A 20,223-nucleotide genomic window follows, 5' to 3' on the forward strand; every position below is an offset into this window, starting at 1 on the left:
GGGCTCCGCCACCCGGACCCCCGAAAGCTCCGGGTTCAGGCCCAGCCGACGAGCTGCCGCTGCCCGGCCGCCGGCAGCTGTTTCAACGCGGGCCGCGTGATCGCGCCCGGCGTGGTGGGCGAGTCGAACCACTCGCCCTGCGTCGTCTGGTAGAGGACGGTGGCCCGGTCCGGCGCGGCGGCCGCCTTGCCGATCCGCGGCTCCGCGAGGTCGACGAGCTTGGTGACCTGCGGAACCCCGCCGTCGACCTTCAGCCGGGCGAGCGCGCCATGCGCGTCGGTGCCGCTGACGGCGTACAGCAGCACGGTGACGGCGTCGAGCGCGGTGACGAAGTAGTAGCGCGTGCCCGCGTCGTCGTAGGTCGCGTAGCCGATCGCGCCCGACGAGTCGGTCAGGTAGGCCAGGCCGCCGGCGCGCCGGACGTCCTTCCAGGTCAGCACCCCGCCCTGCGCGTCGGGCCACCAGGCCTGGAGGCGCTGGTCGAGCGGGTCGTCCGGCGGCACGAGACCGGCTTCCTCGGTGTTCTGGCCGAGCCGCGTGTAGTCGGTGGAGTAGACGGCTTTGCCGTCGTCGAAGTAGAGCTTCGTGCCCATCGGGCCGAACCGCGGGTTCCGGAAGCCCGCCACGGTGCCGGTGCGTTCGTAGCGCCGCCCGCGGCGGTCGAGCTTGAAGACGTCGACGCCGCCGCCGGACTCGAGGGTGGCGTACTGCCCGTCGGGGGAGACGAGGTCGAGCTTGCCGGCCGGCCCGTCGAACCGGGTCGGCGAGGTGTCGCGCCCGGGCAGCGGCAAGGTGGTCTTCACCGCGCCGGTGGCGGGATCGGCGAAGACGACGTCGTCGTGGCCGGGGTTGCGCTGGAGCAGCACCACCCCGGAGAGATCGAGCGGTGGGGCCACCGGCGCGACGGCGGGAGCGGGCGGCGGGCCGCTCCCGCAGGCCGTCACCAGCAGGACGAGCAGCACGACGCCCCACCGAGTCTTCCCCGCCATCGAGCCTCCCGAAGTCCACGGCTCAGATGCGGCGGGCGATCATCCGGTTCCCGCTCACTCACGACGGCGCAGAGCGGCCAGCTCCACCGGGCTGTGAGCCGAGAACACCGTCACCTCGTCCTGGTGGGCCTTCACCAGCTCCTGCAGCCGGGCCAGGTTGGCCAGGCGGGCGTCGCGCTTCGTCTGGACGATGTTCTGGAACGCCGTCATGCCCGGCGGGCAGTGCGGGGCGACCGGGTCGAGCTGGCCGTGGAAGAAGTACGCGTCGCCCGCGTGCAGGAGCCAGCCGTTGCCCGTGTCGATCGCGACGCCGCTGTGGCCGAGCGTGTGGCCCGTCAGCGGGACCAGCAGGATCTCCTCCGGCAGGCCCTTCAGCGACCGGACCGCGTCGAAGCCGAACCAGGGCTCGCCCGTCTCGTCGTAGGTGCTCCACAGTGGACGGTGGGCGAACTGGGCCGCGCGGTAGCGGTTCTTCTCGGCCGCGTTCGACGGGGCCGTCGCCGCGCGCTGCTCCTCGGCGCGGACGTGCACCACCGCGTTCGGGAAGTCCGCCAGCCCGCCGGCGTGGTCGACGTCGAGGTGGGTCGGCACGATGTGGCGGACGTCGGCCGGGTCGAGGCCGAGCGCCTCGATCTGCGCGACCGCCGTCTCGGCCGCCGCGAGCCGGGCGCCGACCATCGCCATGAACGGCCGGCCCAGCCACTTGCCGGGCTGGGCGACACCCTGGGTGCCGAACCCGGTGTCGACCAGCACCAGGCCGTCGCCGGTCTCGATCAGCAGGCAGTGGGCGACGAGCTCCGCCCGCCGCAGCAGCCCGGGCTCGCCGTCGAGCAGCTTGCCGCCCGCCGGGCGCATCGTGCCGCAGTTGAAGTGGTGCACCTTCATACGCTGCTCCTGGTGCTCAGCCGGAGGAACTGGGTCTCGTCGTGCGCGGCGAAGACGGTGACCTCGTCGCCGTGCTCCTGAACAAGCTGTCGCAGGCGGGCGTGATTGTCCAGCCTGGCGCCCTTCACCGTCTCCATCCGGCCTTCGAACCACTGCAGGCCCGGCGGGCAGTGCGGCGCGGCCGGGTCGACCTGGCCGTGGAAGAAGTACGAGTCGCCCGCGTTGAGCAGCCACCCGCTCCCGGTGTCGACGGCGACGCCGGCGTGCCCGCGCGTGTGGCCGCCGAGCGGGATCAGCAGGACCTCGTCGGTCAGGCCGGCCAGCTGCCGGACGGCGCCGAAGCCGAACCACGGTTCGCCGGTGTCCGGATAGGACGTCCATTGTGGACCGTGACTGAACTGGATCCTCCGGTACCGCCCGCGTTCCGCGGCGTCACGCGGCGACTGCAGGGCGCGCAGCTCCTCGGCGTAGACGTGCACCCGCGCCCACGGGAAGTCGATGAGCCCGCCGGCGTGGTCGAGATCGAGGTGGGTCAGCACGATGCCCCGGACGTCCGCCGGGTCGAAGCCGAGCGCCCGGATCTGCGCGATCGCGGGCAGCGCCGGATCCGCGACCGGGTTCGACTGCCGGACGAACCCGGCGCCGAGCCAGGCCTCGCGGTCGACGGCGGCCGGCGTGCCGGTGCCGGTCTCGACCAGCACCAGCCCGGTGGCCGTCTCCAGGAGCAGGCAGTGGCAGACCATGGTGGCGCGGCGGAACAGGCCCGGCCGGCCGTCGACCAGCCGGCCGCCGAGCGGGCGCATGGTCCCGCAGTTCAGGTGGTGGACGCGCATCAGGAGAACTCCCGTTCGAGGGTGGTGTGCAGGTGGGCGGCGACGGCCCGCAGCGGGGCGACGTCGCGGCGGGTGCGGGCCAGCAGCAGCCCGCCTTCGACGGCGGCGAGCACGATGGTGCCCAGCTCGTCCGCGCGCTCTTGCCCGAGTCCCTGGGTGGTCAGGTACGCGGTGAGGATGTCGTGCCAGTCCGCGTAACCGTCCGCGCAGGCTTCGCGGATCGGCTCGCTCTCGGCGGCGGCGTCCAACGCGACTGTCGCGAGTGGACAGCCGCGCTGGAAGTCGGACTCCGTGAGGAAGTTCGCGAGCGCGTCGACGACCCGGTCGATCGCGGTCACGACGTCCGGGGCGTCGGCGACGACGGCGCGGAGCAGCCCGCCGGTGCGTTCGCTCGACAGCCGGACGGCTTCGGCGGCCAATTGTTCTTTGCCGCCGGGGAAGTGGAAGTAGAGCGACCCCTTCGGCGCGCCCCCGGCCGTCGTCAGCTGGGTGAGGCCGGTGGCGTGGTAACCCTGCGAGTGGAACAGGTCGGCAGCGGTGTCGAGCATCCGCTGCCGCGTGTCGGTGCGGCGAACCATGGGACGACCGTAACTCAAACTATGACGACCGGTCTAGTGAGTAACGCTGAAAAGTTCGGCTGCGGCCATCCGGGTGAGGTCGCTGGTCTGACCGGGTAGCGGCGGAGCAGCATCACTAAGCGTGAGCGAGTCCGAGTTCGTGGCACTGCCGGGTGGTGCTCGTCGAGCGCTGCCCCGGGCCGCCGCCGGCTCGCGGCGGCGCGTCACCGTGACGCTGATGCTGCGTCGGCGTTCGTCAATCCCTGACCAGCTCATCGCGGGTCCGGGCAGTCTCGGACGAGACCTGTTCGCCGAGCGGTACGGCGCCGATCCGGTCGACGTCGAGATCGTCCGCGCCGCCCTCGCCGAGCTCGGGCTGGAGGTCGGGGAGAGCGACCTGGGTACACGGAGTGTAGTCGTTTCGGCTCAGGTCAGGACACTCGTCCGGGTACTCGGGCCCCGGCTGTGGATCCCCGCCGGACTCGACGGCATCGTCCTCGCGCTGCTCGGCCTCGACGACGGGCCCGGCGACTTCCTGACCGCACTGGCCGCGGCGGTGCACGCCGAGCCGACTCCACCGGTGCTCGACGTCGACGTGGCCGAGCAGGCCTGGACCGAGCAGGAACGCGCGGTGCTGGCCGAACTGCTGGCGGACGCGGCGGCGCTGGGCATCAAGGTCGTCCCGCGGCCTCGGTAAGGTCGTCCGCATGGGCAACCCGACCGGTCAGCAGTTCGAGATCACCCGCGGCAACGCGCGCGCCGTCGTCACCGAGATCGGTGCGGGCCTGCGCGCGTTCGAAGTCGGCGGAGTGCCGTACGTCGAGGAGTTCGCCGAAGACGCGAAGCCGCCGAAGGGCGCCGGGCAGGTGCTGCTGCCCTGGCCGAACCGGACCAAGGCCGGCCAGTGGACGTTCCAGGGGGAGAAGCAGCAGCTCGAGATCACCGAGGAGGCGCGCGGCAACGCTATCCACGGCCTGACCCGCCACCTCGAGTGGGAGCTGCTGGAGCACGCCGAGTCGTCGATCACCCTGGCCGTCGACGTCGAGGTGCAGCCGGGCTGGCCGGTGCCGCTGCGCGCGACGATCACCTACGATCTCGCGCCGCGCGAGCTGACCATCACCCACGAGATCCGCAACGAGGGCGAGCAGCCGATCGGCGTCGGCGTCGGCACGCACCCGTACTTCCGGATCGGCGACGTCCCGACCGACGAGCTGACCCTCACCCTGCCCGCGAGCCGGGTCCGGCCCTACCTCGGCGACGAACAGATGCCGTACGCGCCGGAGCAGGACGTCGAAGGCACCGAGTTCGACTTCCGCGGCGGGCGCGTCCTCGAAGGCGTGGACCTGGACACGGCGTTCGGCGGTCTCACGACGGCCGACGACGGGCTGCACCACTTCGTCCTCGCGCACGGCGACCAGCAGCTGCTGGTCTGGACCGGCCCGGACTTCCACTGGGCGCAGGTGTTCACGCCGGACGACCTGGTCGGCCGCGGTCGCGCCGTCGCGATCGAGCCGATGACCTGCCCGGCTGACGCGCTCAACACGGGCACTGATCTGGTCGAGCTGGAGCCGGCGGCGTCGTGGTCCGGCAGCTGGGGCATCCGCGTCAAGTGAAGCCGCTTCGCCTGGGCGTCGCCGACGCGGGTGAAGTGCTGACGCTGCAACGCGCCGCGTACGTCACCGAAGCCCGCGCGCACGACGACTTCGACCTGCCACCGCTGCTGGAGACCCTTGCGGAGGCGCAGGCGGCGTTGGAGTCGTGCCTCTCGTGGGGGTTCCGCGAGAACGGCCGGCTGCTCGCGTCGGTGCGGCTGACGGTGACCGGTCACGTGGGCCTGGTGACGCGGCTGGTCGTCGCGCCCGATCGGCAGGGTGTCGGCCTGGGAAGCGGGCTGCTGCTCTCGGCCGAGGCGGCGGCCCCGGCGGCGGTGACGGTGTTCCGGCTGTTCACCGGGTCGAAGAGCGTCGGGCCGCTGGGGATGTACGCGAAGCACGGCTACCGCGAGACGCACCGGACGCCCGAGAACAACCACGAATTGGTGCACCTGGAGAAGGCTCGGGTTCCGTAGGCTGCTCCGGTGCGGACGGTCTCGTTCTGGCAGGCCTGGGGGCTGTGGTTCGACGGCCAGTCCGTGGCGGGCTTCCGGCTGTGGGGCCTGCCGGTGCTGTGGTGGGGCCGGTTCGGCAAGCTCGGCCAGTTCACCGGCGGGCTGGCGGCGATCATCGACATCGTGGGCGTCGCCCGGATCACGGGGTGGGGCGAGCGGCTGCGGGCGAGGCCGATCGCGGCGCAGCGGCAGACGCTCGCCGAAACCCGGCGCCGCAGCCGCGCGATCTTCCGCGCCGCCTACCGCGACTTGATCGCCGACTTCATCCGGTCGAAGCAGATGAAGGAGCGGCGCATCGAAGGGCGGCCCGGCGAGCCGAAGCGCGAGCCACTCGACGCGGAGACCCGCCGGGTGAAGCGCATTCTGGTCACCATCGTGGTCATCTGGTCGGCCCTGCTGCTCGCGCTGCTCTTCTGGGCCCGCTCGACGTGGGACGGCCGGTCGATCGATCCGGACCTGCCCTGGTACTGGTGGGTGCCGATCCTGCTCGTCGTCCTGACGCTCCCGTTTTCGCTGTGGGCCATCTTCGCCGGGATCTCGGTCGGCTTGAATCTGCTGGCCCGGGCGTTCCCCCTGGTCGTCTACGGCTTGTTCGTCTGGCCGCCGCTGGTGCTCCTGCGCGGGCCGCAGCCCGATCGGTCGCTGCGCGTCATCGGCGTCTTGCTGGTCGTCGCGGGTTTCGGGTTCGATCTACTGGCGAGCTGAGCCCGGCTCGCGCCGGCCCGGACCAGTTCGTTAGCGTGGCGAACTATGGCGAAGGCAATTGTCGGGGGCTATGTCGTCCCCATCGACGGTGATCCCATCGACGGCGGCACGGTCCTGATCGACGACGGCAAGATCGTCGCGGTCGGCACGCAGGCCGACGTCGACATCCCGGAGGACGCCGAACTGGTCGACGCGGCCGGCACCTGGGTGCTGCCCGGCTTCATCGACGCCCACGCCCACCTCGGCGTCCACGAGGACGGCGAAGGCTGGGCCGGCAACGACACCAACGAGATGACCGACCCGAACGGCGCCCGGTTCCGCGCCATCGACGGCATCGACCCGTACGAGCCCGGTTTCGACGACGCGCTGGCCGGCGGCGTCACGAGCGTCGTCATCAAGCCCGGGTCGGGCAACCCGATCGGTGGCCAGACCATCGGCGTCAAGACCTGGGGCCGCAGCATCCTCGACATGGTCTTCGCGGAGGGCGTCAGCGTGAAGAGCGCGCTCGGCGAGAACCCGAAGCGCGTGTACGGCGACAAGAAGCAGACGCCGTCGACCCGGCTGGGCGTCGCCGCGATCCTGCGCGAGGCGTTCACGAAGGCCCGCAACTACCAGGCGAAGCGCGACCACGCGGCCGCCGAGGGCAAGCCGCACGAGGTCGACCTGACCCAGGAGGTCCTGGCCAAGGTCCTCGACGGCGAGCTGTACTGGGACCAGCACGTCCACCGCGCGGACGACATCGTGACGGCGATCCGCCTCGCCGACGAGTTCGGCTACAAGCTCGTGATCAACCACGGCACCGAAGGCCACCTGATCGCGGACCTGCTCGCCGAGCGCGACGTCCCGGTCATCCTCGGGCCGCTGTTCACCACGAAGTCCAAGGTCGAGCTGCGCAACCGCACGCTCCGGTCCGCGGGCATCCTGGCCCGCGCCGGCGTCAAGATCGCGATCACCACGGACCACCCGGTGATCCCGATCAACTTCCTGGTCTACCAGGCGGCGCTCGCGGTCAAGGACGGCCTCGACCCGCACACGGCCCTGAAGTCGCTGACCGTCAACCCGGCTGAGATGCTGGGGCTGGACAGTCAGATCGGCTCGCTGAAGCCGGGCCTGGACGCGGACGTCGTCCTCTGGTCCGGCGACCCGCTGGACGTGATGAACCGCGCCCTGCGGGTCTTCGTCCGCGGCGCCGAGGTGTACCACTTCGACGAGCAGCTGGGCGAAGGCGTATCGGCGGATCGCCGGTACCGCGAGTCCCGCTGACCGTCCCTCAAGCGGGCGGACGACACGTCGGTTACCGGGCGGTTCCGGCGTGTCGTCCGCCTATTCACCGTTCATGACAGCAGGGCGTCGAGGTCGAGCTCGACCGGGAACGGGACGTCGGTCGCGAAGGTCCCGGTGACCGCGGCGGCGTCCATGTAACCGAATTCGCCGGCCTGGTGACAGGCGACGAGCGAGACCGGCTCGGTGATGTCGACGATCCAGTAGTGCGGGATGCCGGCATCGGCGTACTCGTCGTGCTTCACCTGGTAGTCAGTGCGTCTCGAACCCGGCGACACGATTTCGACGACGATGGCCACCTCTTCGGCCCGGAGCATGTTGTCGTCTTTGTCGACGCGAGCGACCGCGGTCTTGTCAACGATCAGCAGGTCAGGTCGACGAGAAAAGCCGGGCTTGTCGGAAGGCGCCAGACCGAGATCCACGTCGGTGTCGGGAACGAAGTCGAGATGGTCCGGAAGCTGCGCTTCGAGTTGTGCCACCAGCCGGTAGATCGCGCGGTTGTGTCTCGGCTTGGGGCTGGGTGACATCACGACGCGGCCTTCCACGAGTTCGGTGAAACCTGACTTGGTTTCACCGAGCGCCGCGTACTCCTCGATCGTCAGCAGGTGATCGGGGATCTCCCACCGGCGAGCAGGTTCCGGCTGGGAAAGTGCAATCACAGCTTCTCCTCACGTCGCCGGAATTGTCTCACGGCTCAAGTGCAACCATGAGTAACCGTATCCGTACTCTGTGTGGGAACACTTCTCCCTCGATCGAGCGAAGATTCATGACAGCAGGGCGTCGAGGTCGAGCTCGACCGGGAACGGGACGTCGGTCGCGAAGGTGCCGGTGACCGCGGGCGCGTCTTGGTACCCGCGGCAGGCGGCGAGCGAGACCGGCTCGGTGATGTCGATGATCCAGTAGTGCGGGATCCCGGCGTCGGCGTACTCGTCGTGCTTCACCCGGTAGTCGGTGCGCCGGGAGCCCGCCGACACGATTTCGATGACCACGGCCACCTCGTCGGCGCGGATCAGGTCGCCGACGCGGGCGACCGCGGCTCGGTCGAAGACCAGCAGGTCCGGGCGGCGGGAGAAGCCGGGCTCGCCGTGCGGTGCCAGCTGCAGGTCCAGGTCGGTGCCGAGGGCGAAGGCGAGACCGCGTGGCAACTGCCGTTCGAGCTGTCCGGCCAGCCGGCACGCGGCCATGTTGTGCCTCCGGCCGGCGCCGGGCGACGGCACCACCCGGCCTTCCACCAGTTCGGTGAAACCGCGGTCGGTTTCCCCGAGCGCTCGGTACTCCTCGACGGACAGCAGACGGCCGGACATGGGGTAACGGTATCCGTGCCGGCCGTGCGACAGCCTTCGCTGGACCGGGCTACACCGAGGCCTTCAGTTCGCGGGCGATGACCATCCGCTGGATCTGGTTCGTGCCCTCGAAGATCTGCGGCACCTTCGCCTCGCGCATGTACCGCTCCACCGGGAAGTCGCGCGTGTAGCCGGCCCCACCGAGGACCTGGACGGCGTCCGTCGTCACCTTCATCGCGCCGTCCGTCGCGACCAGCTTCGCGATCGACGCCTGCCGCTGGAACGGCATCCCGCGGTCGCGCCGCCGGGCCGCGTCGAGGTACGTCGCGCGGGACGACTCGACCGTGGCCGCCATGTCGGCGAGCAGGAACTCGACGCCCTGGAAGTCGATGATCGGACGGCCGAACTGCGACCGGCCCTTCGCGTAGGAAACCGCCTCGTCCAGCGCCGCCTGCGCCAGGCCCACCGCGCACGCCGCGATGCCCAGGCGTCCCGAACTCAAGGACGACAAGGCGATCCGGAGCCCCTGCCCCTCCGCGCCGATGAGCCGCGAAGCGGGCACCACGGCGTTGTCGAAGATCAGCTGGGCCGTCGGGGAGCCCGTGAGGCCCATCTTCCGTTCGCGCGCCGCCGCCGAGAGGCCGGGCGTCGAACCGTCGACCAGCAGACAGGAGATGTCCTGCTCGCTCGTGCGGACCATCGTCGTGTAGAAGTCCGCGACGCCGGCGTGGGTGATCCACGCCTTGGTGCCGTTGACGACGTAGTCCGTGCCGTCGAGACGCGCTCGCGTCGTCAACGCGGCCGCGTCCGAGCCCGCCTGCGTCTCCGACAGCGCGTAGGCGCCGAGCAAGCCCCCTTCGAGCATGTCCGGCAGCCACTCGTCACGCTGCTCGTCCGTGCCCCAGTTCGCCAGGCCGTAGCAGGACATCGTGTGCACCGAGAGCCCGACGCCGACCGTCATCCACGCGGCCGCGATCTCCTCCAGGACCTGCAGGTACACCTCGTACGGCACGTCGCCGCCGCCCCAGCGCTCCGCGTACGGCAGCCCCAGCAGGCCGGACTTGCCGAGCAGCCGGAACTGCTCGCGCGGGAACCGCTCGGCCTCCTCGGCCTCGGCCGCGCGGGGTGCCAGCTCGTCGCGGGCGATCTCGGTCGCCAGCGCGACCAGGTCTTCGGCGTCCGAATCGGGCAGCAGGCGTTCGGCGGGCATCGTGGTCCTCCCGGATAACCGTGTCTTAAGGGGGTCCGGGTGGCGGAGCCCCCGGCCCGGGGCGAAGCACCGGATGTCACGGTACTGAAAACAGTACTGTGGGTCTGTTGAGAGTACAGTACGACGAGCCTGGGGTGGCCGTGAGACGTAGGAGATAGTGGTCCGATGGAAGCCAGTCGCAGGCCCACCGCGAGGCAGCGCGCCCTGCTCGCCGACCTCGAGGCCCTCTTCCTCGCGGAGGGTTTCGCCGCCTTCACCCTGGACGACATCGCCGCCCGCCTGCGCTGCTCGAAGTCGACGCTCTACGCGCTCGCGCCCAGCAAGGAGCAGCTCGCCGTCAAGGTCGTCGCGCAGTTCTTCCGCGGCGCCGCGGCGCGCATCGAGGAGCGGATCGCCGGGATCGACGACGCGCCCAAGCTCATCGGCGAGTACCTGGCCGGCGTCGCCGAGCACCTGAACCGCGCGTCGGCGACCTTCATGCGCGACATCGCCGAGTTCGCCCCGGCGCGCGAGACCTACCAGGTCAACAGCCGGTTCGCGGCGCAGCGGATCCACGCGTTCATCGACAAGGGCGTCGCCGACGGCGTCTTCCGCGACGTCCACGCCCGGCTCATCGCCGAGATGACCGGGCTGATCGTCGAGGGCATCCAGACCGGCGTGCTCGCCCAGCGCACCGAGGTGTCGGACGCCGAAGCGTTCACCGCACTGGGTGAGCTGTTGCTCGGTGGGCTGAACAAATAGCGGACAGGAATTGTCACCCGCTTCTCCCTTAAACTCGCGGCGTGATCGTCGTAGGCGGAGAAGCGCTCGTAGACCTCGTCCCGGGTGACCCCCTGGACTCCACTGTGGACGGTGGGCTGCGTGCGCTGCTGCCGCGCCTGGGCGGCGGGCCGTACAACGTCGCGCTGGCCGCGGGCCGGCTCGGCGTGCCGACGGCGTTCCTGTCGCGGGTGTCCACCGACCGCTTCGGCGAGGCGATGGTCGAGCGGCTGCACGCGTCCGACGTCGACACGTCGCTGCTGCAGCGCGGGGACGAGCCGACGACGCTGGCCGTCGTCGCGCTCGACGCGAAGGGCGCCGCGCACTACACGTTCTACGTCGAAGGCACGGCGGATCGGCTCGTCGCCGACCCCGGCGCGCTGCCGGAGCAGGTCACCGCGCTTTCGCTCGGCACTCTCGGCATGGTCCTCGAGCCCGGCGCGTCGGCGTACGAGGCGATGCTGCGGCGCGAGGCCGCCCGTGGGGTGCTGACCGTGCTCGACCCGAACATCCGCGAAGCGCTGATCACCGATCCGGCCGCCTACCGCGCCCGGTTCGCGTCGTGGTTGCCGGACGTCCGGTTGCTGAAGATCTCCGACGACGACACCGCGTGGCTCACCGAAGGCGCCGACCCGGTCGCCGCCGCGAAGACGTGGGTCGAGTCCGGTGTGGACGCGGTCGTGCTCACCCGGGGCGCCGACGGCGTCGCGGTGATCACCGCCGCAGGTGAGGTGGCCCACGTGCCGTCGCGCAAGGTCACGGTGGTCGACACCATCGGCGCCGGCGACACCGTCCAGGGGGCGCTGCTGGCCTGGCTGACCACCCGCGAGGTCTCGGACCTGGCCTCCCTCGACGCGGACGCGTGGCGCGAAGCCCTCACCTTCGCGGCGAAAGCGGCCTCGATCACCGTGTCACGCAGTGGCGCGGAGCCGCCCACATCGGCCGATATGGCATCCACCGTGTGAACCTGGTCCCAAAGCGGGCACCAGGGGCAACGTCACCGCTGCGCGGTGCCGGGGTTCTCGACTAGCGTAGAGGGGCATTCTTCATACCCCAGCGGGGCGGTGTGCAGCGAGGCGCCAGTGTTTCCTCGCGTGAACACGTGGCTACCTGTGGAACCTACAGGCGCCGCCGTCCCGTGCCCAACGTGAGAGGGACTTGCATGTCCGACGCGACGACTGCGGGGCAGTCCGGCGGCGAAACCGCGAAGCTGAGCCTTCCGAGTGGCGAGCACGAATTCAAGATCGTCCACCCGGTCGAGGGCGCGCCCGGGATCGAACTGGGGAAGCTGCTGGCGCAGACGGGGTACATCACCTACGACCCCGGTTTCGTCAACACCGGCGCCGCGTCGTCGGCCATCGCCTACATCGACGGCGACGCCGGCATCCTCCGCTACCGGGGTTACCCGATCGAGCAGCTGGCCGAGAAGTCGACCTTCATCGAGGTCTCCTACCTGCTGATCTACGGTGAACTGCCGACCGAAGCCCAGCTCTCCGACTTCACCCAGAAGATACAGCGCCACACGCTGCTGCACGAAGACCTCAAGGCGTTCTTCAGCGGCTTCCCTCGCGACGCGCACCCGATGCCGGTGCTGTCCAGCGCCGTGTCCGCGCTGTCGACGTTCTACCAGGACTCGCTCAACCCGTTCGACGAACCGAACGTCGAGCTGTCCACCATCCGCTTGCTCGCCAAGGTCCCGACCCTGGCCGCGTACGCGTACAAGAAGTCCGTGGGCCAGCCGCTGCTGTACCCGGACAACTCGCTCGGCCTGGTCGAGAACTTCCTCCGCATGACGTTCGGCTTCCCGGCCGAGCCGTACGAGGTCGACCCGGACGTCGCGAAGGCGCTCGACCTGCTGTTCATCCTGCACGCCGACCACGAGCAGAACTGCTCGACCTCGACCGTGCGCCTGGTCGGCTCGTCCGAGGCGAACCTGTTCGCCTCGATCTCGGCCGGCATCAACGCGCTGTTCGGCCCGCTGCACGGCGGCGCGAACGCCGCGGTGCTCGACATGCTCGAGGGCATCCAGCGCGACGGCGGCGACGTCGCCAAGTTCGTCGAGCGGGTGAAGAACAAGGAAAAGGGCGTGAAGCTGATGGGCTTCGGGCACCGGGTCTACAAGAACTACGACCCGCGCGCGAAGATCATCAAGAACACCGCCGACGAGATCCTCGGCAAGCTGAAGGGCGGCGACCAGCTGCTCGACATCGCCAAGAAGCTCGAGGAAACCGCGCTTTCGGACGATTACTTCGTTTCGCGCAAGCTGTACCCGAACGTGGACTTCTACACCGGCCTGATCTACCGGGCGCTGGGCTTCCCGACGAAGTTCTTCACGGTGCTGTTCGCGCTCGGCCGCCTGCCGGGCTGGATCGCGCACTGGCGCGAGATGATCAACGACCCGGCCACCAAGATCGGCCGTCCGCGGCAGATCTACACCGGCCACGCGTCGCGGGACTACACCCCGATGTCGGAGCGCTGAGCGTTTTAACCCGGATAACCGCCCCGTCGTGCACTGGCACGGCGGGGCGTTTATCGTTGTCCGGCGTGACCAAAGAAGCGCCGGTTGTCCTGTGGTTCCGCCGCGACCTGCGGCTGGGCGACCACGCTGCCCTGCTGGAAGCGTCGAAGCACAGCAAGCACGTCCTCGCGTTGTACGTCCTCGACGAGGCGCTGCTCAAGCCGTCCGGCGATGCGCGGACGGCGTTCCTCTACGGCTGCCTGGAGAAGCTCGACGAGCAGCTCGGCGGCCGGTTGATGCTGGTGCGCGGCGACCCGGCGGCCGAAGTGGTCCGGGCCGCGCGGAAGATCGGCGCGAGCGCGGTGCACGTCAGCGCCGACACCGGCCCGTACGGCCGTCGCCGGGACGCCGAGGTCGCGAAGGCCTTGGCGGAGATCAACATCGACTGGGTCGAGACGGGCTCGCCGTACGCGGTGGCGCCCGGGCGCGTCACCAAGCCGGACGGCGACCCGTACCGCGTCTTCACGCCGTTCTTCCGCGCCTGGACCGCGCACGGCTGGCGCGCGCCCGCGGACACCGGACCGTCCCTTGTGGACTGGGTCGAGCCGCCGAAGTCGTTGAAGATCCCCAAGCCGCCGCGCGTGTCCGCGGTGCTGCCCGAACCGGGGGAGCGGGCCGCGCTGGACGTCTGGCACGCCTTCCTCGACGGCGGCGTCGACACCTACGACGAGGACCGCGACCGGCCGGATCGTGAAGGCACCACGCGGATTTCGCCGTACCTGCGCTGGGGGTGCGTCCACCCGCGAACGCTGCTGGCGGACCTCGCCGGTGACGACCGCGTCGGCGCGAAGTCGCTGCGCAGCGAGCTGTGCTGGCGCGAGTTCCACGCCGACGTCCTGTGGCACCGCCCGGAAACCGCGCGCAAGAACTACGACAAGCGCTTCGACAAGATGAGCCACGACGACGACCGCGAGGCCTTCGACCGGTGGTGCGCCGGGAAGACGGGCTACCCGATCGTCGACGCCGGGATGCGGCAGCTGCTGGCCGAAGGCTGGATGCACAACCGCGTCCGGATGGTCGTCGCGAGCTTCCTGGTGAAGGACCTGCACCTGCCGTGGTGGCAGGGCGCGCGGCACTTCATGAACCACCTCGTGGACGGCGATCTCGCGTCGAACCAGCTGAACTGGCAGTGGGTGGCGGGCAGCGGCACCGACGCGGCGCCGTACTTCCGGATCTTCAACCCGACGACGCAGGGGGAGAAGTTCGACCCGAACGGCGACTATGTCCGCAAGTACGTGCCGGAACTGCGTCCGGTGCAGGGGAAAGCGGTCCACAAGCTGAAGGACCGCCCCGCGGACTACCCGGAGCCGATGGTCGACCACGCCCACGAGCGCCAGGTGTCCTTGGAGCGGTACGGCAAGATCACCTCGTGAGTGTTTAGGGCGGTTAGAACCGCCCTAAACACTCACGACCGGTCAGCCGCGCAGGGCCTCCGACAGCTTGATGCGGCTGCCGATGCGCAGCACGCTGTTGCCGTAGATCTTGCCGCCCAGCCAGGTGAGCAGTGCGACCAGCGCGACGGTCAGGCCGAGCGATAGCCCGATCTCCCAGCCGGTCGCGGCGCCGGTCGCGATCCGGGCCGGCATCAGGATCGGCGAGAGCAGCGGGATCAGCGAGACGACCTTGGTCGCCGTGCCGGACGGGTCCTGCAGGAGCAGGTTGAACCCGGAGACGAACCCGATGATCAACACGATGTTGATCGGCCCGACCACGGACTGCGTGTCCTCCTGCCGCGACACGAGCGAGCCGAGCGCGCCGTAGATCGTGGCGTACAACAGGAAACCGAGCAGGTACCAGAGCAGGCCCCACAGCAACGCGCCGGTCGCGAAGCCGGTCAAAGACAGCACCCCGGTCGCCGTCGCCGCGACGAGCCCGGCCGCGGCGAGGATGACCAGCTGCGTCAGGCCGACCAGGCCGAGCCCGATCACCTTGCCCAGCAACAGCTGCCACGGCCGCACGCTGGCGAGCAGGATCTCCACGACCCGGCTCGACTTCTCCTCGACGACGCCCTGGGCGACCATCATGCCGTAGGTGATGATGCTGATGTAAAGCAGGAACGCGACGATCACGCCGAGGATGAGCCGTTCGGTGTGGTCGGCGGGCTCCGGCGACAGTGCGTCGTCCTGCACGTGGGTGCCGTTGACCTGCGCCATTACGTCGGCGGGTTCGAGCTGCGCGGCCGAGAGGACGCCGTCGAGCACCTGCTGCTGCGCGACCTGGTCGAGCACCGTGCGCAGGCTACTGTCCAAAGAGGACTGGTAGGTGGCGGTCAGCTTCGCCGCGCTGCCCGAGACGAGCGCGTCGAAGTCGCCGTCCTCGACCTTCTGCTTGCCCTCGGCGGGATCGGTGACGATGACCGTCGAGATCTGCTGGCCCGACTGCGCCGCCTTGGTCTGCAGCTGCTGGGCGATCCCGATGGCCTGCCCGGTCAGCCCGACCGTGCGCTTGTCCGCCGCCCCGGCCAGCGCCGTCTGGAACCCGACGTAACCCAGCAGCAGCACCAGCATCACGACGGTGCCGATCACGAACGAGCGGGTGCGCAGCCGCGTGTTCAGCTCGCGCTTCATCACGAGCCAGACGGCCCGCCGGCCACTCAGCGTCCTCATCGTGGCTCCCCCTTCTCCGCTGTGTCGTTCTGAGAGACGGCGTCGCGGAACAGCTCCGTCAGTGTCCGGCGGCGGTGGCTGAACTCGGTGACCGGCCCGGTCGACAGCGCGGCGGCGAGCACGGCCTGGTCGTCGGCGCTCGCATCGAGGCCGAGCACGGTGGTCGTGTCGCGTTCCTCCAGCACACGCACGCCGGGCAGGCTCGCGGCCCAGCCGGGACGCGCACCCGGCGCCGTCACCACGAGCTTGCTGCCGGCTTCGGCGGTCAGCTCACCGACCGTGCCGACGGCGACCATCCGGCCGTTGCGGATGATCCCGACCCGGTCGCAGAGCCGTTCGACGAGGTCGAGCTGGTGGCTGGAGAACACGACCGGCACACCGGCCGCGGCCTTATCGCGCAGCACCGCGCTCATCACGTCGACGGCCAGCGGGTCGAGGTCGGAGAACGGCTCGTCGAGCACCAGCACGGCCGGGTCGTGCACCAGCGCCGCGGCCAGCTGGACGCGCTGCTGGTTGCCGAGGCTGAGCTTCTGCACCTCGTCCTTGCGGCGCTCGGCCAGGCCGAGCCGGGTGATCCAGGCTTCGGCGTTGCGATGGGCTTCGTTCGTGGTCAGGCCGTGCAGCTCGGCGAGGTAGACGAGCTGGTCCAGCACCTTCATCTTCGGGTACAGCCCGCGTTCTTCCGGCATGTAGCCGATGTGCGTGCGGGTTTCGTGCGTGATCGGCTTGCCGTCGAAGCGGACCTCGCCGCCGTCCGCGGCCAGCACCCCCAGCGCGATCCGCATCGTCGTCGTCTTGCCCGCGCCGTTGCTGCCGACGAAGCCGAACAGCTCGCCGGCGCGGACGTCGAACGTGACGCCGTCGAGCGCCACTTTCGCGCCGTAGCGCTTGGAGATCGCGTCGATCTCCAGGTTCCCCTCACTCATGCGTGTCCCCCTCTTCGAAATCCTCGGGGTCGTCGTCCGGCAGCGACCAGCCCAGCACGATGGGCGGGACGGTGGTGCCGGTGACCAGCAGCGCGGACATCATCATCACACCGCGGAACGCGCCTTCGGCCTGCCCGGCGACGACCAGGGTGTAGAACATCGCGACCAGCATCAGCGCGACGAGCGCCAGGTAGCCGATGTAGGTGACGCGGTGGCGCCACTCGCGTTCGCGCTCGTCCAGCAGCCGGGAGAAGCTCCCGCTCATCCGGCCGGTCAGGATCTTCAGCAGCGTGAAGGCGGCTCCGCCGGTCAGCAGCGCACCCATCCAGAGGCCGAAGTACAGCCACGGCGAGACCACGGTGAAGACGGCGGCGCTGCCGACGAGCACCAGGTCGGCGCCGGCCAGCACCCCGGCCAGCGCACGCCGGTGCCGCCGGTCGCGCCAGCCCGGCAGCCGCTGGGCGTGCCGCAGTTCGCGTTCGTCCATCTTGTCGAGCTGACGTTCCCAGTAGGCCGCCAGCCGACCCTGCTGTTCGATCATGGTCATGCTCCCCCCTCGCGGTAAACCTGGGTGGACAGTGGCAGGAACGGCTCACGGCTGAACACCGCTTCGACCGGCAGGTCGAACACCGCGCAGATCCGGAAGGCCAGGTCCAGGCTCGGATAGTGATCGCCGCGCTCGAGCGCCCCGATGGTCTGCGGGTTCACTTCGACGGCATTCGCCAGCGCGGCCCGGCTCATCCCCCGCTCCGCACGGAGCACGGGAAGCCGGTTGTGGATCGGCAGCTCCTTGCCGCGTCTGACCGGACTCATGGAACGTACTGTTGCAAAAACCCAACGACTCGTCAACCTAAGAGAACATCAAGCCCGCTTGTCCACAGCCCGTTCGTGATGTGGACAGCTCGGCCTCGACCACGGCTTTTCGCGGGGTTTGTCCGGGGGTACCGATACGCTGGAAGCGGGGCCGATCCCCGAGAGGGCGGGGGCTGCTTTTGGGCGGGCGTGGCCGCGAGATTCAACGGCGGCGTGGCTGTCGGATTCCTGGGGCGGGGGTCAAGGTCAGGTGGTGGGCGCTTTGCTGGCACGTTCTTGCCGGGATCCGGCTGGATTCGAGCGGTGCTTTCACGTGAAAGTGCCGCTTGGGGCAAGGCTGGCGGGGGCTTGTCGACCTGGTCCGCGGCCGCGGTGTTGTCATGGGCGCGTCGGAGGGTCGGTGCGATCGTTCGCGGATGGCTGCTTCTGACGATGGAGGTTTTGGGACGTTCAACGTCCTGAAACCGCCATCAGCAGCTGGCAGCCGGAGTCCGGCGGGCGTCGGGTCGAGTGCTCTCCGCCCACCAGGCGGCACTTTCACGTGAAAGTGCCGCCTCGGACTCAGGCCAGGCCGGCCAGTGCTTTGTCGACCAGCTCGGCCACTCTCGGGGTCGCCGCGGCGGCATCCGCCGGGACCAAGGCCAAGCGCGTCCGGCGTTCCAAGACGTCCTCGATGTCCAAAGCGCCCTCGTTGCGGACCGCCCAGACGATCTCCGCCGCCGTGATCTCCGTGCCCGGGGACACCGGTGCCGCGAACTCCGCGTCCAGCTCGCCCAGCGCCGCCACCCGGGGGGCCTCCGTGCCGTACTTGGCCACCAGGCGGGCCGGGGCGTCCACAAGGGACAGATCCTCGCGGCAGGTCGCGCCCAGCAACGGAAGTCGAGCCGTCCGGCAAGGGGACGCCGAAAGCCCGGCCAGCCGCACCGCGGCGTCGACCGCGTCTTCCGCCATGCGCCGGTAGGTCGTGAGCTTGCCGCCCACCACCGTCAGCAGGCCGTCGGAACCAGCCAGCACCGCGTGTTTCCGGGACAGGTCCGCCGATCGGCCGCCCGTGCCCTCGATCAGCGGGCGCAGGCCGGCGTACGAGCCCGCGATGTCGTCGCGGGTCAGCGGGCGCGACAGGACCGACGACGCCAGCGACAGCAGGAAGTCCACATCGGACTCGGGAACCACTGGTACGTCAGGTAACGGGCCCGAAACGGGCTCGTCCGTCAGTCCCAAGTAGACGCGGCCGTCCGGTTGGGGGAGCAGGAAAACGAACCGGTTGGTCTCGCCCGGCACGCCGATGTTGATCGACGTCGTGCCCATCGGGACCGTCCCCGGCGCGAGCACCAGGTGCGAACCGCGCGACGGCCGCAGGCGGACCGAGCCGGTCAACGTCCCGGCCCAGACGCCCGTCGCGTTGATCACCTGGCGGGCGACCAGGTCCAGCTCGTCGCCCGAAACGCCGTCGCGGACGCGGACGCGGTCGGCCGTCACCGAGAGCGCCGACAGGCGGGTGAGGATGCGGGCGCCGAACGTCGCGGCTGTTCGGGCCAGGGAAACCACCAGGCGGGCGTCGTCGACCAACGCGCCGTCGTAGGCCAGCAAGGCTCCGCGCAAGCCGGAAGGGGACAACCCAGGCGCCAGGGCCAAGGCTTCGGCGGCCGGGATCGTGCGTGGGCGCGGCAGCACCGACGACGGCGTGCGCGCGGCTCGGCGGAGGCCGGCGCCCGCGCGCAAGCCCGCCGAGACCAGCGCCTGCTGCGCCCGGGATGTGCTGGGGTACAACGGGAACAGCTGCGGCATCGCACGTGTGAGGTGCGGCGCCGTGCGCGTCATCATGACGCCGCGCTCGACCGCGCTCTCGTGCGCCAAGCCCAGTTCGCCGTGCGCCAGGTACCGCAGCCCGCCGTGGACGAGCTTCGACGACCAGCGTGACGTCCCGAAGGCGAGGTCGTGCGCCTCGACGAGTGCCACCGACAAACCACGGGACGCGGCGTCGAGCGCGATCCCGGCGCCCGTGACGCCGCCGCCGACCACGATGACGTCGACGCGCTCGCCCGACGCCAGTTCCGCGAGCTCGCGTTCGCGGCGCCGCGCGTTGAGCGAACCGGACGTCATGGTTTCAAGGCCGCGTCGAGCACGTGGGTGAACTCCGCCATCAGCGCGGCCGGGTCGAGGTCCATCGTGGCCGGCCGCAGCGAGAACGCGAAGGACTGGACCAGCAGCAGCACCGACCGGGCCTGTGCCGCGACCGGCGCGCGCCGGACCGAGCCGTCCTGGTGGCCGGCTTCCAGCAGCTGGTGCAGCACCTGCTCGGCGAACCGCTGGGTCGCGCCGAGCCGCTCCACGATGTACGGCAGCACCAGCTCGGGGTCGACGTCGAGCAGCGTGCGGAACAGCGGGTCGTTCGACAGCGCGCGGATGCCGGCCGAGGCGATGAGCACGAGCCGCTCACGGCTGTCCGCCGCCTCGGCGCCGCGTTCGCTCGCCGTGCGCAGCAAGCCGCTGAACTCGCGCGTCATCAACGCGGCGAGCACGCTGCGCACGTCCGGAAAGCGGCGGTAGACCGTCATCCGGCTGACGCGGGCGGTGCGGGCGATTTCGGCGAGTGTGGTGCGGCGCACACCGACGGCCAGCACGCACGTGCGCGCGGCGTCGAGCAGCACGTCATCGGCCACTCGCGTCGCCGTCTGCCGGTTACGGGTGTCCGCGAGCGCGGAAGATCCCGCGGTCTGCGTGGTGTGACGTTTCACGTCCATATGTCAC

The 20,223-nt window shown here is 70.3% G+C and carries 22 protein-coding genes; 9 read left to right on the forward strand and 13 right to left on the reverse strand.

All coding sequences use genetic code 11. From position 1 onward, the window contains the following. Positions 1-35: 35 nt before the first annotated feature. The 4 genes from ACLJQZ_RS02975 to ACLJQZ_RS02990 are packed head-to-tail and all read right to left on the reverse strand — an operon-like array spanning position 36 to position 3,285. Complete coding sequence (locus ACLJQZ_RS02975) at positions 36-989, reverse strand: hypothetical protein (RefSeq protein WP_410618411.1); 954 nt, start codon at positions 987-989, stop codon at positions 36-38. A gap of 54 nt (positions 990-1,043) precedes the next feature. Continuing rightward, positions 1,044-1,874 (reverse strand): MBL fold metallo-hydrolase, encoded by an 831-nt coding sequence (locus ACLJQZ_RS02980; protein WP_410618412.1) that lies wholly within the window; start codon positions 1,872-1,874, stop codon positions 1,044-1,046. Then, a complete protein-coding gene (locus tag ACLJQZ_RS02985) occupies positions 1,871-2,707 on the reverse strand; it encodes an MBL fold metallo-hydrolase (RefSeq protein ID WP_410618413.1) in 837 nt (278 codons plus the stop codon). Before ACLJQZ_RS02985 ends, ACLJQZ_RS02980 begins: the two co-directional genes overlap by 4 nt. Continuing rightward, positions 2,707-3,285: a TetR/AcrR family transcriptional regulator gene (locus ACLJQZ_RS02990; RefSeq protein WP_410618414.1), complete on the reverse strand. Its 579-nt coding sequence runs from the start codon at positions 3,283-3,285 to the stop codon at positions 2,707-2,709. The genes ACLJQZ_RS02985 and ACLJQZ_RS02990 overlap by 1 nt, the downstream gene beginning before the upstream one ends. Positions 3,286-3,406: 121 nt before the next feature. On the opposite strand from ACLJQZ_RS02990, the gene ACLJQZ_RS02995 reads away from it, so the two are divergent. From ACLJQZ_RS02995 to ACLJQZ_RS03015, 5 genes are read left to right on the forward strand one after another with little or no spacing between them, the layout of a single operon-like run. Continuing rightward, on the forward strand, positions 3,407-3,961 hold the full coding sequence (locus ACLJQZ_RS02995; protein WP_410618415.1) for a hypothetical protein: 555 nt from the start codon (positions 3,407-3,409) through the stop codon (positions 3,959-3,961). 10 nt (positions 3,962-3,971) lie between these two features. After that, entirely contained in the window at positions 3,972-4,877 is a 906-nt protein-coding gene (locus ACLJQZ_RS03000; RefSeq protein WP_410618416.1) for an aldose 1-epimerase family protein, read from the forward strand. Further along, positions 4,844-5,332, forward strand: a complete 489-nt coding sequence (locus ACLJQZ_RS03005; protein WP_410618417.1) for a GNAT family N-acetyltransferase — start codon at positions 4,844-4,846, stop codon at positions 5,330-5,332. Before ACLJQZ_RS03000 ends, ACLJQZ_RS03005 begins: the two co-directional genes overlap by 34 nt. A 9-nt stretch (positions 5,333-5,341) precedes the next feature. Beyond that, complete coding sequence (locus tag ACLJQZ_RS03010) at positions 5,342-6,076, forward strand: hypothetical protein (protein WP_410618419.1); 735 nt, start codon at positions 5,342-5,344, stop codon at positions 6,074-6,076. A 45-nt stretch (positions 6,077-6,121) separates the two neighbouring features. After that, entirely contained in the window at positions 6,122-7,339 is a 1,218-nt protein-coding gene (locus ACLJQZ_RS03015) for an amidohydrolase (RefSeq protein WP_410618420.1), read from the forward strand. Positions 7,340-7,410: 71 nt separating this feature from the next. Here the strand turns inward: ACLJQZ_RS03015 and ACLJQZ_RS03020 are convergent, their stop codons facing one another. The 3 genes from ACLJQZ_RS03020 to ACLJQZ_RS03030 form a co-directional block, all read right to left on the reverse strand. Further along, positions 7,411-8,016 carry a Uma2 family endonuclease gene (locus ACLJQZ_RS03020; RefSeq protein ID WP_410618421.1) on the reverse strand — a complete coding sequence of 202 codons (606 nt, stop codon included), beginning with the start codon at positions 8,014-8,016 and terminating at the stop codon, positions 7,411-7,413. Between the two features lie 105 nt (positions 8,017-8,121). Beyond that, positions 8,122-8,661, reverse strand: a complete 540-nt coding sequence (locus ACLJQZ_RS03025; RefSeq protein ID WP_410618422.1) for a Uma2 family endonuclease — start codon at positions 8,659-8,661, stop codon at positions 8,122-8,124. A gap of 49 nt (positions 8,662-8,710) precedes the next feature. Continuing rightward, complete coding sequence (locus tag ACLJQZ_RS03030; RefSeq protein ID WP_410618423.1) at positions 8,711-9,850, reverse strand: acyl-CoA dehydrogenase family protein; 1,140 nt, start codon at positions 9,848-9,850, stop codon at positions 8,711-8,713. A 165-nt stretch (positions 9,851-10,015) separates the two neighbouring features. Between ACLJQZ_RS03030 and ACLJQZ_RS03035 the strand changes: the two genes are divergently transcribed. From ACLJQZ_RS03035 to ACLJQZ_RS03050, 4 genes are all read left to right on the forward strand, one after another. Next, a complete protein-coding gene (locus ACLJQZ_RS03035; RefSeq protein WP_247058349.1) occupies positions 10,016-10,591 on the forward strand; it encodes a TetR/AcrR family transcriptional regulator in 576 nt (191 codons plus the stop codon). A 41-nt stretch (positions 10,592-10,632) separates the two neighbouring features. Continuing rightward, positions 10,633-11,574 carry a carbohydrate kinase gene (locus ACLJQZ_RS03040; RefSeq protein WP_326957375.1) on the forward strand — a complete coding sequence of 314 codons (942 nt, stop codon included), beginning with the start codon at positions 10,633-10,635 and terminating at the stop codon, positions 11,572-11,574. Between the two features lie 197 nt (positions 11,575-11,771). After that, a complete protein-coding gene (locus ACLJQZ_RS03045) occupies positions 11,772-13,088 on the forward strand; it encodes a citrate synthase (RefSeq protein ID WP_410618425.1) in 1,317 nt (438 codons plus the stop codon). 65 nt (positions 13,089-13,153) lie between these two features. Further along, a complete protein-coding gene (locus tag ACLJQZ_RS03050; protein ID WP_410618426.1) occupies positions 13,154-14,500 on the forward strand; it encodes a cryptochrome/photolyase family protein in 1,347 nt (448 codons plus the stop codon). Positions 14,501-14,542: 42 nt separating this feature from the next. Here the strand turns inward: ACLJQZ_RS03050 and ACLJQZ_RS03055 are convergent, their stop codons facing one another. The 6 genes from ACLJQZ_RS03055 to ACLJQZ_RS03080 all read right to left on the reverse strand — a co-directional run bounded on the left by ACLJQZ_RS03055 (position 14,543) and on the right by ACLJQZ_RS03080 (position 20,135). After that, positions 14,543-15,733 carry an ABC transporter permease gene (locus tag ACLJQZ_RS03055; protein ID WP_410618427.1) on the reverse strand — a complete coding sequence of 397 codons (1,191 nt, stop codon included), beginning with the start codon at positions 15,731-15,733 and terminating at the stop codon, positions 14,543-14,545. Further along, complete coding sequence (locus ACLJQZ_RS03060; RefSeq protein ID WP_410618429.1) at positions 15,730-16,659, reverse strand: ABC transporter ATP-binding protein; 930 nt, start codon at positions 16,657-16,659, stop codon at positions 15,730-15,732. The genes ACLJQZ_RS03055 and ACLJQZ_RS03060 overlap by 4 nt, the downstream gene beginning before the upstream one ends. Then, on the reverse strand, positions 16,652-17,206 hold the full coding sequence (locus tag ACLJQZ_RS03065) for a hypothetical protein (RefSeq protein WP_410618431.1): 555 nt from the start codon (positions 17,204-17,206) through the stop codon (positions 16,652-16,654). The genes ACLJQZ_RS03060 and ACLJQZ_RS03065 overlap by 8 nt, the downstream gene beginning before the upstream one ends. Then, positions 17,203-17,472, reverse strand: coding sequence for a helix-turn-helix transcriptional regulator (locus ACLJQZ_RS03070; protein ID WP_247058337.1), 270 nt, complete (start codon positions 17,470-17,472; stop codon positions 17,203-17,205). Before ACLJQZ_RS03070 ends, ACLJQZ_RS03065 begins: the two co-directional genes overlap by 4 nt. 561 nt (positions 17,473-18,033) lie before the next feature. Beyond that, the gene (locus tag ACLJQZ_RS03075; RefSeq protein ID WP_410618433.1) at positions 18,034-19,575 is read right to left on the reverse strand and encodes a glycerol-3-phosphate dehydrogenase/oxidase; all 1,542 of its coding nucleotides are present in this window, start codon (positions 19,573-19,575) and stop codon (positions 18,034-18,036) included. Next, the gene (locus ACLJQZ_RS03080) at positions 19,572-20,135 is read right to left on the reverse strand and encodes a TetR/AcrR family transcriptional regulator (RefSeq protein WP_247063704.1); all 564 of its coding nucleotides are present in this window, start codon (positions 20,133-20,135) and stop codon (positions 19,572-19,574) included. The genes ACLJQZ_RS03075 and ACLJQZ_RS03080 overlap by 4 nt, the downstream gene beginning before the upstream one ends. Positions 20,136-20,223 lie beyond the last annotated feature (88 nt).

This window comes from Amycolatopsis sp. cmx-8-4, from assembly GCF_046548675.1.
Classification (GTDB): Bacteria; Actinomycetota; Actinomycetes; order Mycobacteriales; family Pseudonocardiaceae; genus Amycolatopsis.